The 14,963-nt window shown below is 65.0% G+C and carries 19 protein-coding genes; 14 read left to right on the top strand and 5 right to left on the bottom strand.

The window, feature by feature from the left end:
- Positions 1-759: 759 nt before the first annotated feature.
- From SPF06_RS18520 to SPF06_RS18540, 5 genes are all read left to right on the top strand, one after another.
- Positions 760-1,479, top strand: coding sequence for a DNA polymerase III subunit beta family protein (locus SPF06_RS18520; RefSeq protein ID WP_323280621.1), 720 nt, complete (start codon positions 760-762; stop codon positions 1,477-1,479).
- A gap of 345 nt (positions 1,480-1,824) precedes the next feature.
- Positions 1,825-2,277: a hypothetical protein gene (locus tag SPF06_RS18525; protein ID WP_323280622.1), complete on the top strand. Its 453-nt coding sequence runs from the start codon at positions 1,825-1,827 to the stop codon at positions 2,275-2,277.
- Positions 2,277-2,900: a hypothetical protein gene (locus SPF06_RS18530; protein ID WP_323280623.1), complete on the top strand. Its 624-nt coding sequence runs from the start codon at positions 2,277-2,279 to the stop codon at positions 2,898-2,900. The genes SPF06_RS18525 and SPF06_RS18530 overlap by 1 nt, the downstream gene beginning before the upstream one ends.
- Before the next feature lie 65 nt (positions 2,901-2,965).
- Positions 2,966-3,541, top strand: a complete 576-nt coding sequence (locus tag SPF06_RS18535; protein ID WP_323280624.1) for a hypothetical protein — start codon at positions 2,966-2,968, stop codon at positions 3,539-3,541.
- 110 nt (positions 3,542-3,651) lie between these two features.
- On the top strand, positions 3,652-4,161 hold the full coding sequence (locus SPF06_RS18540; RefSeq protein ID WP_323280625.1) for a hypothetical protein: 510 nt from the start codon (positions 3,652-3,654) through the stop codon (positions 4,159-4,161).
- Between the two features lie 96 nt (positions 4,162-4,257).
- Here the strand turns inward: SPF06_RS18540 and SPF06_RS18545 are convergent, their stop codons facing one another.
- Both SPF06_RS18545 and SPF06_RS18550 read right to left on the bottom strand, forming a co-directional pair.
- A complete protein-coding gene (locus SPF06_RS18545; RefSeq protein ID WP_323280626.1) occupies positions 4,258-4,530 on the bottom strand; it encodes a hypothetical protein in 273 nt (90 codons plus the stop codon).
- 49 nt (positions 4,531-4,579) lie between these two features.
- Entirely contained in the window at positions 4,580-4,951 is a 372-nt protein-coding gene (locus SPF06_RS18550) for a hypothetical protein (protein ID WP_323280627.1), read from the bottom strand.
- A gap of 211 nt (positions 4,952-5,162) precedes the next feature.
- Between SPF06_RS18550 and SPF06_RS18555 the strand changes: the two genes are divergently transcribed.
- The 8 genes from SPF06_RS18555 to SPF06_RS18590 all read left to right on the top strand — a co-directional run bounded on the left by SPF06_RS18555 (position 5,163) and on the right by SPF06_RS18590 (position 9,744).
- Positions 5,163-5,450: a hypothetical protein gene (locus SPF06_RS18555; RefSeq protein WP_323280628.1), complete on the top strand. Its 288-nt coding sequence runs from the start codon at positions 5,163-5,165 to the stop codon at positions 5,448-5,450.
- A gap of 102 nt (positions 5,451-5,552) precedes the next feature.
- Complete coding sequence (locus SPF06_RS18560; RefSeq protein WP_323280629.1) at positions 5,553-5,819, top strand: hypothetical protein; 267 nt, start codon at positions 5,553-5,555, stop codon at positions 5,817-5,819.
- A complete protein-coding gene (locus SPF06_RS18565; protein WP_323280630.1) occupies positions 5,816-6,046 on the top strand; it encodes a hypothetical protein in 231 nt (76 codons plus the stop codon). The genes SPF06_RS18560 and SPF06_RS18565 overlap by 4 nt, the downstream gene beginning before the upstream one ends.
- Positions 6,047-6,189: 143 nt before the next feature.
- Entirely contained in the window at positions 6,190-6,387 is a 198-nt protein-coding gene (locus tag SPF06_RS18570; protein WP_323280631.1) for a hypothetical protein, read from the top strand.
- 95 nt (positions 6,388-6,482) lie between these two features.
- Positions 6,483-7,106: a hypothetical protein gene (locus SPF06_RS18575; RefSeq protein ID WP_323280632.1), complete on the top strand. Its 624-nt coding sequence runs from the start codon at positions 6,483-6,485 to the stop codon at positions 7,104-7,106.
- Positions 7,107-7,196: 90 nt separating this feature from the next.
- Entirely contained in the window at positions 7,197-7,637 is a 441-nt protein-coding gene (locus tag SPF06_RS18580; protein WP_323280633.1) for a hypothetical protein, read from the top strand.
- A 188-nt stretch (positions 7,638-7,825) separates the two neighbouring features.
- A complete protein-coding gene (locus SPF06_RS18585; RefSeq protein WP_323280634.1) occupies positions 7,826-8,590 on the top strand; it encodes a hypothetical protein in 765 nt (254 codons plus the stop codon).
- A 212-nt stretch (positions 8,591-8,802) separates the two neighbouring features.
- Positions 8,803-9,744, top strand: coding sequence for a DUF3560 domain-containing protein (locus SPF06_RS18590; protein WP_323280635.1), 942 nt, complete (start codon positions 8,803-8,805; stop codon positions 9,742-9,744).
- Between the two features lie 109 nt (positions 9,745-9,853).
- On the opposite strand, the gene SPF06_RS18595 is transcribed toward SPF06_RS18590, so the two are convergent.
- Positions 9,854-10,021, bottom strand: coding sequence for a hypothetical protein (locus SPF06_RS18595; RefSeq protein ID WP_323280636.1), 168 nt, complete (start codon positions 10,019-10,021; stop codon positions 9,854-9,856).
- A gap of 68 nt (positions 10,022-10,089) precedes the next feature.
- A complete protein-coding gene (locus tag SPF06_RS18600) occupies positions 10,090-11,235 on the bottom strand; it encodes a phospholipase D-like domain-containing protein (RefSeq protein ID WP_323280637.1) in 1,146 nt (381 codons plus the stop codon).
- Between the two features lie 60 nt (positions 11,236-11,295).
- Here SPF06_RS18600 and SPF06_RS18605 point away from each other — a divergent pair, with 60 nt between their 5' ends.
- Positions 11,296-11,460 carry a hypothetical protein gene (locus SPF06_RS18605; protein WP_323280638.1) on the top strand — a complete coding sequence of 55 codons (165 nt, stop codon included), beginning with the start codon at positions 11,296-11,298 and terminating at the stop codon, positions 11,458-11,460.
- Positions 11,461-11,468: 8 nt separating this feature from the next.
- Here SPF06_RS18605 and SPF06_RS18610 read toward each other — a convergent pair whose 3' ends face one another.
- The gene (locus SPF06_RS18610; RefSeq protein ID WP_323280639.1) at positions 11,469-14,885 is read right to left on the bottom strand and encodes an AAA domain-containing protein; all 3,417 of its coding nucleotides are present in this window, start codon (positions 14,883-14,885) and stop codon (positions 11,469-11,471) included.
- Positions 14,886-14,963 lie beyond the last annotated feature (78 nt).

Below are 14,963 nucleotides of genomic sequence, written 5' to 3' on the forward strand. Positions count from 1 at the left end.
CCTGCGGGGTAGGGGAATGCGCTGCGCGCATTCCACCCCGGCGGCCCGGCAAGCCGGTCCGGCAGGGCTTCCTGGCGCAGTGCTGCGCACTGCGTTGGCCGGGCCGTGCTGGGTGGGCTGCTTTGGGTTCCGGCTCCCCCTTCTGTAGCTTTTTCATGCGGGTTTTCGGGGATACAAGGCCTTCCGAAAGTCCGAGCCCAAGGTGTCAGGATCTTGCGTTCTCTCGGTGTCCCTTTCGGGTTCTTCCTTACGCTGGCGCCTACCCTCCCCCACGGGGCCGGCCACCCATGCGGGCGCCTTGGATACTGGATTCGTTACTTTTCTGTGATGTACTCAAATTGTTCGGAAGGAAGCTTATTTTGTCGGTCCCTCTCGATATCTTCTAAATGTCAGATCGAGTTAGGGAGGAATTCCGATGATCACGTCCCCCGCCCTGTCCGCTCCCCTGCTGAACGGCTTCACCAAGCGTGTGCTGTGCGATGCGCGGGAGCGGGGCTTCCGTGTCGATGTGCGGAAGCGCGGAGGACGCCTGGTCTTCCTCCTGAACCAGCCGGGCCGGGGCGGATGTTTCGGCTCCGTCTATGTGGGCGCCCGCAGTGGGCGCATCACGGGCGGGGTGCTGTACCGGGGCCCAAGCGATCCCAACGGGACTCGCTTCCGAGGAGCGAGGGATGTTGCCCGGGCGGTCCGGGGAGCCCACTATGTTGCGGTCCCTCTGGCAGACAACCCATCCACCAATTGAGAGGAAGGACCCTCACCATGACTACGACTACCGCTGAGGCTGTTGCCCAGAGCGCTCCGGAGACGAACGGCTCCGTGAAGATTCGGGCCGGCCGGCTCCTGAACGTCCTCGTCAACGCGGCCCTGTTCGCCAGCACCGACAGCACCCTCCCGGTGCTGTGCTGCGTACAGCTCACCGTGTCCGGAAAGTACCTCGTTGGAGGGGCAACCGACCGGTACGCGCTCGCCTACGTCAAGGCCGAGCTCGAGGAGGACGGAACGGGCGAGGCGTTCCGTGCCGTGGTGCCGACGGCGGCCCTGAAGTCGCTGACTCCGGTGCTGAAGGCCGCGGCCCGGATCGACGACACCGTCACGCTCGCGGTCGAGGGAGCCACGCTGCTCTACCAGACCGCGGAGAGCACTGGGACGGTCTCGCTCCACGATGCCGAGGCCTTCCCCAAGATCGGATCGCTCGTCGACTCAGCGGCCGCGAACATCGCGGGGCCGGTCGAGCTGTCCACCGTGCCGCTGATCTCGGTCGACCCGGGTCTGCTGGCCCGCGTCGGCAAGGTCAAGGACCACCGCGGCAAGGGCGACCCCACCCGCTCCTACGGGAAGGTTCCGGTGGGCATCCTCGCCCAGGGGGACCCCCGCAAGGCCGTCTACTGGGCACTCGAGGACTGGGCGCGAGGGCTCATCATGCCCGTCCGCAGGGACGACTACAGCCCCGAGGCTGTTATCGGAGCGTGGAACGCCTAGAGCGCCCCGCTCCCCAACAGGGGCTTTCCGCCATCAGGCGGGAGGCCCCTGCTGCCTGTCCCTTACGCGGTTTTTCCTGACGGTACGGCGGGGACCTGACTCGCGATGGTCGCGCCGTGCAGGCCCTAAGTGCGAGGGAGCCGGCAGCGATTGCGCGTACAACGAAATTGCGCGTGGCGGGAAGCATTTGGAGCCTTCGTACATTTCGCCCTGTTGGCGGGCGAGGCAGGAATTCTTCTCTCCCTGAGCCTCGCGTGCCCCGTCTGAGGCCGGGATGGGCGCTTATTTTGTCGGTCCCTCTCGATATCTTCAAAGTGTCAGATCGAGTTAGGGAGGGAAACCCACATGATTGCTCTTGACGGTTCCGACCACGCCGAAGTCATCGCTTTCGGCCTCTATGAATTCCCCGAGGCCTCCGAAGGAGACTCGTTCACGATCCACGGATTCGAGGGGCAGGCCCTGGCCTTCTCAGGCGTCATTCCGCTCCAGGGCACCGACCCTGCGCGGCCTGACCCGAAGATCGCCCGCGGGCTGCGCTGGGTCCTCTCGGACCACGGCAGCGGGGGAGGCGTCCTCGAGGCCAACACCATCTACCTCGCCGTCCATTCGAGCGCCGCTGGAGCAGGCGGAGAGCTCCTGCCGTTCTCGTGGGTCGCCGATGCTGTGCTGGAGCTCGCACAGGGGAAGGCGGACGTGATCGGGTACCTCGTCGGTCCCGGCACGACTGCCCCATACCCGCAGGCGAACGGCGACTTCGCGTTCCCCACCTCTCGGGTGCGGGCTGCTATCTGGACCTGATGGCCAACCACGGGTACATGGATCCCCGGCCCTTCGCGCCCGCCTCCGTACGGGTCACAGCCTTCGACGGGCTCTCCCCCCAAGAGATCCGGGCGAAGCTCGAGGCGGAGGTCCCCCTCGCGAAGGCCGTGATCCGGCAGTCGGACTTCACGTCCACGCTGGACCTATGGGATGAGGCGGTCGACGAGATGCGCGCCACGGGAACCCTGGACCTCGCGGACGACGTCGTCGTGCTGCTCGCGGCCCTCGCCGACCCGGACGCTCCGATGTGCATCACCGCCCGCAGTGTGGCCGCGGGGATCCCGATCTCCTCGCTCGCTCCGTACTTCTGCGGCGATCCCTCCGTCACCCCGGACTGGGGGCGCGCCAAGGCCGCCAATGCCGCGCTCGACATCCTCGCCTGCGCAGCCGAAGGCACACCTCTCGCGGCCGGTCCGCTCGCCGTGAAGGCACACCTCGCGTGGCTGGCAGGAGCCGGCCGCAACTGCCGCCGGCTCGAGGAGATGGCCTCGGACGCCGACCCACGGGAGAGCACGGTCACGTTCTTCAGCCGCCAGCTCAACAAGGCCCAAGGCATGTCCGGATGGGCTCGTGAGCCCCGAACGGCGTACCCCCGCCACTGACCCCCTCGGCCTCGCCGGGCGAAAGCGCCCGGCGAGGCCCCTCAGACCGAAAGGAAGGGCACCCCATGGCACCGAACCAGCAGGCCCGGCGCGTCCGCGGCGAGTACCGCGCCATCATCGACGAGCTCCTCGCAGAGACCGCAAGCTTCGAGGCCAACGTCTACAACGCCGTCGACCCAAGCCATGAACACATCCATGCGCAGTCCCCCGGGGAACTGGCAGCACAGCTCACCGCAGCGCTCGGAATCCCAAACCCGCTCATGTCACCCGCCGGAGAGTCCCTGATAGCGCGGATCGCGGCCTCGCTCGAGACCGGCGAGCTCGCCGACGCGCTCCGGGCCGCCGCTGCCCTCGATGTCGGCCTCGAGGTCCTCGGAGCCGACGGGAAGCGCCTGCTCATCGACGACTACTTCGCAGCCCGCGCCGCCCTCATCGGGCTCGCCGACGGCGAAGCTCGACGGGCGAAGGGCCAGCCCCTGCCCATCGACCGGTACGACCCCGGCCTCGCGGCAGCCCTCGGGACGCTTGCAGAGCGCCTCGGCTACCCGTCGACGTGGGAGGAGATGATCGACCCGGCAGAGCACTACCTCGCAGGGCTCGGCGCCGCCTACGGAAAACAGGCGTGGGAAGACGAAATCTGACACCGCCAGGACAATCAATATCGCCCGCCCGGGAATTCCCGGGCGGGCCTTATTCTGTCGGACCCTCCCGATATTCTCAGAGTGTCAGATCGAGAAATGGAGGAAACAGAATGAGCGCATGGATTGTGAGCCAAGACCATATCGACCTCATGGTCACCGTGGCACTCCGCATCGCCGAATTCAACCCCCGGTACGTCGACGTCGCCGCAGCAGGAGACGCCCTCGGCACGGACCTCTGGGAGGAGAACCACCGAAGCGTGAACCACCGCTACAGCGAATCAACACCGACCCCCGCCTACAGCTGGACGCCAGTGGCCGACGTCGAAGGCGGCGCCCCGCTCGTGGGCGCGCATCTGGTCCAGATCCTCAAGGCCGTGCACTGCTACGACTACCAGACCTGCGAACACCCCGAGTGGACCAGCAGCAAGGCCTTCTACGTCAGCCGGACCATCGAGCAGTGGGCCGAGCGACAGCTCGGGGCGATGGACTGGCCCGAGGACGAGGCCACCGTCTTCCCCGACCACCCGCCGCGGTGGCGTGGCATGGACGACGCCGCCTGGGGATGGGACCGGGAGAACGGATTCAAGGCATCTCATCCAGCCTCCCCAGCGGGAGAATGAGAAATCGGGAGGCCAGCGAAATGCGGGCCTCCCGATCCCCTTCTTCACCAATCGCGACCGGCAGGGGCGCTTTGGCTTCGCCCCGTCACCGCTCGGTCACCGTGTGTGGAGGACCGCCGCGGGCGCGTTGACTGTCAGGGGTGCGCCGACGTTCTCGAGGTGCAGTGTGTAGCCGTCTCCGCTGCGCTCGACGTAGGCCGTGAGCACGGTAGCTCCCTCGTCGTCGTCGAAGTCGACCCGCCCGTAGTCGTCGGAGTTCACCACGCGGGGAAGGCCCGTGGTGGGGTGCGCGATGGGGCCGCGTACCCAAGGGTGCGGCTCCAGTCGGTCACCGCGGTCGTACGGGGTGAGTGCGGGCTGCTTGCCCATGGCTTGTCCTTCCGTCGTGTCGGTTTGGCGGCCGGACGGCCCGGGATCGTCACGGGCAGCCCGGCCGGGCTTTGCTCAGGACTTGGCAGGCGGCGTGGAAGCGCGAGGCGGCCCGGCACCGCTCTGCAGCGGCCCGACGGATCTTCGCTCCGTCGTGGAGGCCATGGCAGACCGCGAGTACTGCGGCGAGGCCTTCGGCCATCTGTGCGGCCGAGGCCGCCCGGGCGGCGCGCAGTCGGGCATCTGCCTCGTTGAGGAGCGCTGCGGCCGCGCCTTCGTTCTCGCGCGCCTTGGCGAGGTAGAGCGCTTCCCGCTCCTCGGCTGGGGCAAGGGGGCTGATGCTGACAAAGCCGCGGAACTCCTCGGTGTCGAGGGCTTCCAGCGGCTCCGTAGAGCCAATGTGCTCGTCAATCGTGGTCATCGTGTCCTCCGTGCATCTCGATCTGACATTTATAATATATCTGACTTAGATGGTTTTTTCAAGCGGGGCGCCTCCGGGATCCGTGCTGTGAGCCTGTGGGGGGCCTCGACTGCGTGCGCCGACAAATCCCGGGAAGCTGAATTAGGGCGCTATTCTGTCGGACCCTCCCGATATCCTCAGAGTGTCAGATCGAGAAAATGGAGGAACCAAGTTGGAAGCGCAGCTCATCCCCGAAGACGAATTCGACAGCTCCTATCGGCCCATTCCCACCGAGTGCGGCGACCTCGTCCGCTTCGGCCGCGACATGGAAGGCTTTCCAGTCGATCAGATATGGGCCATAGTCGAGCCCGGGGACGGAAGCCTCTACGCCATCCTCGGCTACCATTTCGTCAACGTCATCGGGTACGTCGTCACCGAAGTCCCATGGCCGAACGAGGACATCGAAGCAGAATGGCACGTCTCCGAAGGCGACGAAGAAGATCCAGAGCAAAACGGCTGATATTCACATCCCGCCCGCCCCGGAATCGTCCCGGGCGGGCGCTTATTTTGTCAGACCCTCCCGATATCCTCAAAGTGTCAGATCGAGAGGGAGGAAGACCCCATGGCCATCAGGAAATACAAGATCTCGCGGGAAGAGCGGGTGACCCACACGGCACTGATCGAAGTAGACGACAGCAGGATTGCCCCTTACCTGTCGTCCGGCTTCGACCACTGCGCGGTGGACGCACACCGCAGCCGCGAATGGGCGCTCTGCGCAGCCTTCATGGAATCCGTCGTCGAGCTCCCGGAAGGCGAGACCACCGCGGTCCCCCCAGCCGATGACTACTGGCCCGCCGCCGACGCCCACGTCCGGGAGGTAGCGGAATGAAGTACGACGGCCGCAGCCAGACCGTGAAGGCGTTCCTCGTCATCCACGCCGACGTCGCCGACGCGATCCATGCCATCTGCCCAACCCGAGGCGAGGGAGTCTACGAGAACCACTCAACCGACGCACTCGAATGCCTCCTAGGAACACCCGACCAGGAATCTCCGGGCCACTCGACCACCTCCTCGGCCTCCGAGTGCAGGAACACATCCGCCTCTTCGGACGAATGACCTTCATCAGAGCCGCGGCCAGAGAACACGGCCTCAGCGGAATCGTCGAAGAATACGCGCAGAAAGACTGAAGACAGTCCCTGCCCCGGCAATATCCCGGGCAGGGACCTGAATCACCCATCACAGAAGGAAAGGAGAGGCCAATGGAAGCAAGCATCGAATGGTTTAGCCGAACCGGATTCGCCGTGATGATCGACGGCAACGACATCATCCACGTCAACAACATCGACCGCGAAACCGGCGACGCACTCGCGGGAATATTCGAAAGCACGGCGGAGGAAGCACCCCTGATCGTTTCACGAAAAGTAAACCTGCAGGCCCACAAAGCCATGCAGAACTGACACCCGGCCCCGGAGGCATTCTCCGGGGCTTATTATGTCGGACCCTCCCGGTATCCTCAGAGTGTCAGATCGAGAAAAGGGGAGGAAACCCGAAAATGAAACTCACCGAGAATCCATCAGGGGTCCAGGCAACTATCGCGCGGGACGACCTCGAACAGCTGCTCGCTGCCGCCGAGAGCTGGCACAGCGAGCTGGTCGACTACATCGAGAAGGACCCCGGCAACGGGCACGACGGCTCGGGCAGCGACAATCTCTGGGACGTCATCGGCCGGGTACGCAGGCAGCACCCGGCCACCATCGTGCCCGACCACGGGCGCAGGCTGCGCACGATGCGCGACGAGGCCGCCGACCCGCTCGCCCGGGACATCCTCACCCGCTTCATCGCAGCCCCCGAGGCCGCAGCCGCGATCCTGCTGGAGAACTTCGCGTTCCTCGGGTCGAAGACCGAATGGAACGGAGGCGACTTCCTCGAAGGCTTCGCCCTCGACGCCCGCAAGCTGGGCCTGCCCCGCGTGGGTGACCAGAGCCGCGAGGAACTCCGCGCGTGGCGCTCGCTCGCCCTAGCCCTCGGGCACGACGCGGACGCCCTCGGCTTCGACCCCTGCTCGGAGTGCGGCGACGACCTCGAAGACAGCGCCGGAGAGGGCTACGACGGGCTCTGCGGAGACTGTGCAGACCAAGCCGAACGGCAAGGCCGCTGGTCCCACCACTATGCCTGACCAAAAGGCCCCCAGGACCCCCGGGGGCCGCATATTCTGTCGGACCCCATCGATAGATTGAAGGTGTCAGATCGAGAGAGGGAGCACCCCATGGAACACCCCACCAAGGCCACAATTCCAGACCAGGACGGCGAGTACAGCCGGGTCGAAGGCTGGACGAACGTCACCCACCACATCGGCTACGACCGTGCGGCACTGAATGTCTGGGTCGCAGACGGCGCGCTCCACGTTGCCGCCGACGCCCCAGCGCCTCCAGAATCCGGGACAGCCCCGACCGTGCACCTCACCGTCAACGGCCAGCCGGTCTACCCGCTGGTTCCGCCGCCCTACAAGTACGAAGAGACCATCGTCGAGCCGGACACAGCCGACGGAGAGCCATGGATAAGCCTCCAGCTCGCACCGGAGGACGACGGCGGATTCTTCCCATCCCTCGGCTGCACCTCCCACGAGGCCCGTCTTCTGGCGCAGAATCTCCTCGCGGCCGCCGACGAAGCAGACCGGGTCATCTCCGAACACGAATCACACCGCTAGGAAGGCCAAGCCGCCGTCGGGGCACGCCCGAGGCCCCGGCGGCCGCCCTTCCCTGACAGAACCGGCCACGACCGACCTCCCCCCATCAGCAAGAGGCTCTTCACAACCCAAGGGAGCAGTGCGGTGTCCTGCGATCGGCGGGCGGCGAACGAACGCGGCTACACTTCGGCCATGAGGACGGCGATCGCATGAGCCACGATGAAGAGCTGCGCTGGGTGCGACGCCGCGAGGGGACACACCGCCCTGGCTCCAGGGAGACCCCCGGCTATGACCGAGACCTCCTCCGCGAGGACGACACTGAAAACCTCCTGGGACCGACCGAATCACGTCCAGCAGATATCGACGAAATTGTTCGATCGCACGCCCCTGCCGTGCCGCCCCGCCCAACCGCAGCACAGGAGCTTCGTTACCAGCTCGGCGATGCGATCATGGACGCGCTCCGGCCACATATCGAGCGCGGTGTCGACGTTGCGGTCGACACTGCTGTGCTCGGCGTTTCCAAACTGTGGAAGTGGGCCACAAGCAAGTCGGGGCAACGAAAGGGTGAGGAGGGCGACGAGAACGAAAGCCAACCCGCCAGCGTCCCACTGGGTGCGCTGCACGCAGAGTCGACCACGGATATCGTTGACGAAACCGATGCGCTCGCGGTGCGGATGCCAAGCATGACCGCCGAACAATACCAGGCGATCCTCCTCTCCGCTCTCCTCGCCGACCAGTACGCAGCTCACCTGAGGCTTGTTCTCTCCAACGTCCGCGTTCGTGATGACGTCCTCCCGGCAGGGCTCGAGAGTGCGATCCAGGCAGCTCTGGAGGGTCCTGTTTCCTCGATCGATAAGGCGACACTCGCGAGTGTCGTGGAGTTGCTGGGCGGCAGCCGCACCGTCGATGGGGAGTTCATGCTTGTCAGGACCCTGGACCCGGACGCGCGGCAGATAATCGACGAACAGCCGTAGTGGCTTTGTCGGCTTCAACTGACACCGCTTGTCGGCCTGAGCCAAGCCGGAACCGGGGGATTGCTCGGCTTACGCTCCGCCTCTGACTGAAAGTCGTGTTCAGCGGACGCGGATCGAGAATCCAGCACTCCAACACCGGTCGTGATTGAAGCCGATTCTGTCGGACCCCGCCGATAGCTTGAGAGTGTCAGATCGAGTTACGGAGGAATCCAATGACCACCCTCATCATCAACCACTCGCACGAAGCCGGGACCCTGCTCGAAGGAACCACCCGCGGCGACGGATCAGCTCCTATCCTCAAGGCCTATGGCTGGCGCTGGGGTCGGAGCATCAACGCCTGGTACATTCCCATGAGCCGCGACCGACACCCAAAGACGCACAAGATCGACGCCACGGCCGCAGGCCTCCGAGCTAAAGGATTCGAGGTCGAGACCGACATCGACACCACAGTCCGCAGCACCGCAGAAGTCGAGGCCGGAAAGCTCGCGCGCCAGAACCAGCGCGTCGGGGCCCTGGCCGCCAAAGCCGACCGGAAAGCCACCGAGGCCAACGTGGCACGAAACCGTGCCGACGCGGCCCACGCCCGCCTGCCATGGGGCGGCGAGCCGATCAAGATCGGGCACCGCAGCGAGAGCCAGCACCGCCGCGACATCGAACGCGCCCACACCACGCAAGGACAGGCGATCAAAGCCGACGCGGACGCCGGCCAGGCCGCGATACGGGCGGAGACGGCAGCGAGGACGAACACCCTGCGCTACAGCCCCCAGCCGGTCGCCAATCGGATCGAGAAGCTCGGCGCCGAGATCCGCCGGCTCGAACGCGAGCTCAAAGGTCACACGCGGGTCAGCGGCCCCTACCGAGACGTCTTCCCGCCGGCCGAGGGCGAGTACCGCGAACGGATCCTCTCCCAGCTCGACGAGCAGAAAGACGCCCTGGCGTACTGGCAGGGGATCCGGGCCGATCAGCTCGCGAGTGGCCAGGCCGTCGAGTACGGGCCCGAGCAGATCAAGAAGGGCGACGCAGTTAAGATCGGCGGCCACTGGCGCGAAGTCGTCCGGGCAAACAGGAAAACAGTCTCGGTCGCCACAGGGTACAGCTGGACCGCCCGGGCACCGTACACCGACGTCCAAGGCCATCGGCCCGCACAGGACTAGGCATAGGCGAGGCGGGGGCGCCTCCAAGAGACGGCCCCGCCTTCACGCAAGTTGCGGCCTTCAGCCCATTCAAGGGCCGCCACAAAGGCACAACCCGCCCTTAGGCGCCCTACCCCTGCTCGTCATCGTCGGAATCGGGCTCATCGATCTCGTCCTGGCTACCGCTGTCCTCCCTGAACTTTCTCGACTGGGCTGCCACAATGGCCTTCGTGGCCTCAGAGAGGATGACGTTCAACCGCGCAGCACGTGCCTCGTCAAAGCCGCTGTACTTACCCATCGTTCTCGCTCCTGTGCTCTCGGCAGAGCCCCGTGCCCTGCTGCCAGGCGCTAAAGTAGCGGGCTGAGTCAGGCGCGCTCGCGCGGGTCCACTCCGTCCGCGTCGAGCACGTCGACGTACCGCTTGAACGCCTTGTCGACCTCGTTCGGGATCTGGACGAGCGTGCCCTCTTCCATGCGGTAGGTCCGGTTCGGATCACCCCTGAAGGACAACCAGTTGAAGCTCGTAGTGACCCATAGGTCATCGGAGATCAGGATCTTGGCGTGGGTGTTCTGCAGTCGAACGACCCGCAGCTTGTCGTAGCGGGCAGCAAGGTTGTTGAGCTTGCGAAGCGCGAAGTCATCGGACCCGCTGTCATCGGGGCCATAGCCGTGGCCGATATGGACTTCAACGCCAGCCCTCAGGCGGCGCTCGAGGGCGGCGACGAAATCAGTGTTCACCACTCCGCCTTTCACCCACGGCGCGATGATCAGAAGTCGCTTCTTCGCACCGTTCAACGCCGTATTAAGCAACTGAGGATGCTCATGGACATCGACGCTGCGCACCGCGATGTCCTCGACGCGCTGAGGCTTGTCCGCCGGGTCTCCGTCGCTCTTGGCAACCTGTTCGCCCGCGGCCCTGATGATCTCGACCTGCTCAATCGCCACTCGCTGCTCCTCGAGATCGGGAGCGAGCGTGGGGCGCGGTTCAGGACGAGCCACCGAGATGCCGAGCTTCACGACGGCGCCAGCGGCCGCAAGCTCAAGCCCGTGCGCAGGCTGGAGATCACCGTCCACGCAAAGGCCCAGCTCCACCTCGCCAGAGTCCGGATCGCCGTAGACGAGCAATTGCGCCGGCATGTACAGGTGCAGGTTCTGCGAGGCGATCTTCCGAATGCGTAGCACTTCAACCTGCCGTGTGCGATCGTCGCGTGACTCGACGAGCTCGTTGAAGCGCTCGACAGGGAGGTCGTTGAGGTCGACCCGCGAGGTCTTCTTGGCAGGCAGGATCTCGAGGCCTGCGTCTTGGGCATCCTGCTTCTTGATCAGGCTTGAGCGGGCGTAGTCCTGGGCCTTCCATACGAGTCGATCGAAGGGCACGTTGAGCTGGGTTAGAACGGGCTGCACCGCCGCATGATTGCGAGCGGCTTCAAGGCCCAGCGCCGTGAGACCGAGTTGTCCGTTCCACCCTCGCGTGAGGTTGTTAGAGCTGATCTGGTCGGCGACGGTGGTCACAACCTGGTCGCGCCGTAGTCCGAGGAGCGCTGCGATCTCATCGATCTCGCGGACTCCCGCGTGCACAAACCGCAAGATGAACTCTTCAAGGAGGGGAAGCGGCTTGCGCTGCTGCGCGAGAACATCGACGCGGAGCATCGTGACCGGCAAGGCCGCGTCGACGACGCTGATCAACTGAAGACCAGGGCGGTGATCGCCGAACCGGCGCCGGATCATATCCCCTGAGGTCAGGCTCATCGTTCGGCCGTCCTAAGCTCGCAGTCGTCCGGATGAGTGTCGATGTATGTCAGCACCTTCTTCAATGCGCCGGTCGTCCCCCGGATGAAACCCGCGTCGCCAACGATCGTGAGGCCGAAGCGTGCACGGGATAGCGCGACGTTGATGCGTCGCCAGTAATCCGGTCCGATGAAGCCCAGTTCGGCCCTCGCGTTGCTCCGCGTAACCGAGAAGATGGCCACGTCCGACTCGCGCCCCTGGACGGCGTCCACGCTCATCACGGTGATCGAAAGATGCCTCAGCCGGTCCCGTAGGGGAGCTAGCTGCTGCTTGAGGTCGGCGACTTGGGCGACGTATGGCGCGATGACGAGTACATCAAGTTGCTCGCTGCTCTTGGGAAGCTGGACGACCTCCTTGTCGATGGAGCCATTGAGCACCTTGAGTCGGTCAATGACGATGCGGGCCTCCGCGCGGTTTGCGAAGCTCTTGCCCTTGCCGTGAGGAGCCGCCTCACGTCGGTCTTCGCCGTGAGCGGAGGTGTCGAGCCACAGTACGGGCTTCCCGTACCCGAGGGGATACCCCTCTAGTCCCCCGTCGTTCGGCGATCGCAACTCCTCGCCGTAGAAGCAGGTCGAGATCATGTCCCCGATCGGACGGATCATTCGGTACTGCTGGTTCAGCATGACCTGCGAGTGCTCCGGCAGGCGGTCGGTCAGCCTCTGGAACAGCGTCTCCTTGACGTCTCCGGGATGGAGCTGATGGTCACTCATCAGCTCCTTGTTCCGCAGCAGCTCCTCATCGATGGGAGGCAGCTGGTTCGTATCCCCAACGACCACCCATCGCTTGGCCTGGGAAACTGGCACCAACGCTTCGGTCAGGGTCGCCCGCGAAGCCTCGTCGACGATGCACAGGTCGATTTCGAGGTGGCGCACCGCTGGGTGCCTCAGGTAGCCGACGCAGGTTCCCGCGATGACGCTCGTCTGGTCGAGGAACGTGTTGGCTAGCCCGGCGTCGGAGGAAATCCGCTGCAGCCACTCGCCTTGGAGCCGAAGGCGAGTGAGCAGTTGCTGCGCATCGGCGCTCTCGCCGATGAGAGCCTCAACTGCGTTGAGGGCATCCCGAGCGCTCATGTCGGCGGAGAGAGTCAGGTCGCTTCCCAACTCCGACTGTGCCTCCGCCAGCAGCTCATCGCGCCAGTCAGCCAGCGAGTCGACCTTCTCCTGGACCGATGTCGAAATTGTCGATTCAGTCAGCGAGGTCGCAAGGTCAGACCGCTGCTCGTCCTCGTCCTCGGGCCGGACGGTCTGGAGGTAGTCGAGCTGGGACAGTGTTGCCGAGAGCTGCTGCAGGGCGAGAGCCGCACGAAGGTGCGACGGGGCAAGTCCCGCTTCGGTCGCCCGCGCGCCCATGTGGCTCTCAGCATTCTTGCGGACTTCGCGCGCCCAGCGCTTCATCTGGGCATCAAGGAGAAGATGGCGCACGGACTCATCGACGCGGTTCGGGTCGGCGCTCGCCAGCCTGACCATGCCCGCCTGCCCGCCATCTGCCAGACGCTGCAGGGCATTGTCCACCGCAACGTTGGTCTGGGAGGCGATGAGTACCCGCGCTTCAGGGTCTGCGCTCAGGGTCTGCTCCACGAGCTCGGCAATGAAGCTCGTCTTGCCCGTTCCCGGTGGGCCTTGAACAACGTAGATGTCGGGCGACCCAAGGGCGGTCTCGATAGCCTCCCGCTTACGGTCATCAAGCTCCCGATTCCATTTGGAGATTGAGATCGCTTTCGGTTCGGTGTTCCGGCCGGGGTCGAGGAGCAGCTCACGCAAATCCGGACGGGCCGACTTATCCCGCTGCACGTCATCGACGGCCTGGCGCTGTCGGTTGAGTGCAGCCTCGTCCGGGCCGAGGTGGGGGTCGAGCACCGCACGATCGGGCAGGCCCTCCCAGCGCCGCGCACTCAAGATGACGACTCGATCGACGTCGTGGTCGATGACCTCGCCCCAGGCGAACTTGCGGTCGGTCACCTGATCTCTCACGCGCCACTCCGTGCCGACCAGGTCGTGGTCCACCGCGGACTCCAGCGTGAAGGTGGCCTCGCGGCCGCGGGCCTGCACCTTCTTGTAAGGGAGCGGCTTCTTCTCTCCCCGTGCGAGTTCCTCGCGGGCGTTCAGGACCCGGCGCCACGTGTCGAAGAGCTCATCGCCGTCGCGCTCGTCCTCGCCAGCCTCTTCTGCCTGGTTCTTGGCCTCATAGAAGGCATCGATGGCGTCGATCAGGGTTGCCACGCCCGCCAGTGCGAGGGCGGGGTTAGCCGGCTGCGCGAACGTCCAGTCGAAGACCTGCGGCAGCAGTAGCGCCCGCCGTCGGTGATTCTCAAGTCGCTCGAAGTCGAGTTCTGCAGCCCTGATGACCGTAGCGCCGCTCTCATCGGACTTCAGAGTGAAGCTCCAAGCCGATCCGTCGACACGAATGCTGTCGCGCTGGAGCTGGCCCGACGCCTGATCGTTGAAGAACGATGCATAGACGTCGCCCGAAAGGTCAGCTTGAATCTTGCCGATGGCCTCCCGTCGAGAGTCGTCGCTGCCTCCCAGCGACCTAATTGCCGATCTCGTCAAACGAAGCCAAATGGGGTTACGCGCGACCTGTTGTTGAGCCTGGCGCCGCTGCTGGATTGCCTTGAGGGCACTGAGAAGATCACTTGCATTCTTTGGCCGGTCGTCCGCCTGGGTCGCGATGCAGGATCCGAGCAGGCGTCGAACATCAGGCGGGACAGGGATCGACTCCAAGGCCCGCTCGACACCCGCGAGGTCCTTCAGCTGCTCCTTCGTCATGCACTGGATGAGAAGGACGCCCATCGAATAGACGTCGCGCACGTATCGAACGTCCGCGTTCAGCTCAGGTGGCGCATACGGCTTGGAGTGCCAACCTGCGACGGTCTGAAGAGTCGTCTGCTCTTCGCCTCGGATCTTCGCGATTCCGAAGTCCGCAAGCAGGGGGACACCTGCATCGGTGACAAGGACGTTCTGAGGCTTGATATCCCGGTGCTCGATCTGCTTCAGATGCGTATACGCCAATGCGTCCACGAGGGGCAGCGCGATGTCAGCTGCGAGGCGGTCCCAGGACTCCCAGGGCCCCGAAACCTTGAGTAAGTCGTCGAGGTTGCGCTCGACCCAGTCCAAGACAAGAACGTAGTTCTCGCTCTCATCGGTGCCAGCCCAGCGGCAGCGAACGATGTGGGGGTGGGACAGGCTCTTCAGAGTCTTGGCCTCGTTGTTGAAGACCTTGCGCGTCACGTCGTCGGAATGTCCCGACAGGAGGAGCTTGACCGCAACGAACGATCCGTCGCGATCGTCGACCGCCTTGCGAACGACAGAGAACGTCCCGCCACGGCGCTCCACCACGTTCAGGAGCATGAAATGGTCGCCGACGACGTCTGGCACGCCCAGCCCCCCCTTGGTGTCGACACTGGCTTTGGCTAGGACCCATTGAAACACGGACCCCCGACACGGTCCGAGGGG

The organism is Sinomonas terricola, assembly GCF_034931225.1.
GTDB classification, from domain to species: Bacteria; Actinomycetota; Actinomycetes; order Actinomycetales; family Micrococcaceae; genus Sinomonas; species Sinomonas terricola.

Excerpts from the sequence above, each read along its gene's own strand:
- SPF06_RS18520 (WP_323280621.1), top strand. The coding sequence starts at position 760 with ATGACTACGACTACCGCTGAGGCTGTTGCCCAGAGCGCTCCGGAGACG.
- SPF06_RS18525 (WP_323280622.1), top strand. The coding sequence starts at position 1,825 with ATGATTGCTCTTGACGGTTCCGACCACGCCGAAGTCATCGCTTTCGGC.
- SPF06_RS18530 (WP_323280623.1), top strand. The coding sequence starts at position 2,277 with ATGGCCAACCACGGGTACATGGATCCCCGGCCCTTCGCGCCCGCCTCC.
- SPF06_RS18535 (WP_323280624.1), top strand. The coding sequence starts at position 2,966 with ATGGCACCGAACCAGCAGGCCCGGCGCGTCCGCGGCGAGTACCGCGCC.
- SPF06_RS18540 (WP_323280625.1), top strand. The coding sequence starts at position 3,652 with ATGAGCGCATGGATTGTGAGCCAAGACCATATCGACCTCATGGTCACC.
- SPF06_RS18545 (WP_323280626.1), bottom strand. The coding sequence starts at position 4,530 with ATGGGCAAGCAGCCCGCACTCACCCCGTACGACCGCGGTGACCGACTG.
- SPF06_RS18550 (WP_323280627.1), bottom strand. The coding sequence starts at position 4,951 with ATGACCACGATTGACGAGCACATTGGCTCTACGGAGCCGCTGGAAGCC.
- SPF06_RS18560 (WP_323280629.1), top strand. The coding sequence starts at position 5,553 with ATGGCCATCAGGAAATACAAGATCTCGCGGGAAGAGCGGGTGACCCAC.
- SPF06_RS18565 (WP_323280630.1), top strand. The coding sequence starts at position 5,816 with ATGAAGTACGACGGCCGCAGCCAGACCGTGAAGGCGTTCCTCGTCATC.
- SPF06_RS18570 (WP_323280631.1), top strand. The coding sequence starts at position 6,190 with ATGGAAGCAAGCATCGAATGGTTTAGCCGAACCGGATTCGCCGTGATG.
- SPF06_RS18575 (WP_323280632.1), top strand. The coding sequence starts at position 6,483 with ATGAAACTCACCGAGAATCCATCAGGGGTCCAGGCAACTATCGCGCGG.
- SPF06_RS18580 (WP_323280633.1), top strand. The coding sequence starts at position 7,197 with ATGGAACACCCCACCAAGGCCACAATTCCAGACCAGGACGGCGAGTAC.
- SPF06_RS18585 (WP_323280634.1), top strand. The coding sequence starts at position 7,826 with ATGAGCCACGATGAAGAGCTGCGCTGGGTGCGACGCCGCGAGGGGACA.
- SPF06_RS18590 (WP_323280635.1), top strand. The coding sequence starts at position 8,803 with ATGACCACCCTCATCATCAACCACTCGCACGAAGCCGGGACCCTGCTC.
- SPF06_RS18595 (WP_323280636.1), bottom strand. The coding sequence starts at position 10,021 with ATGGGTAAGTACAGCGGCTTTGACGAGGCACGTGCTGCGCGGTTGAAC.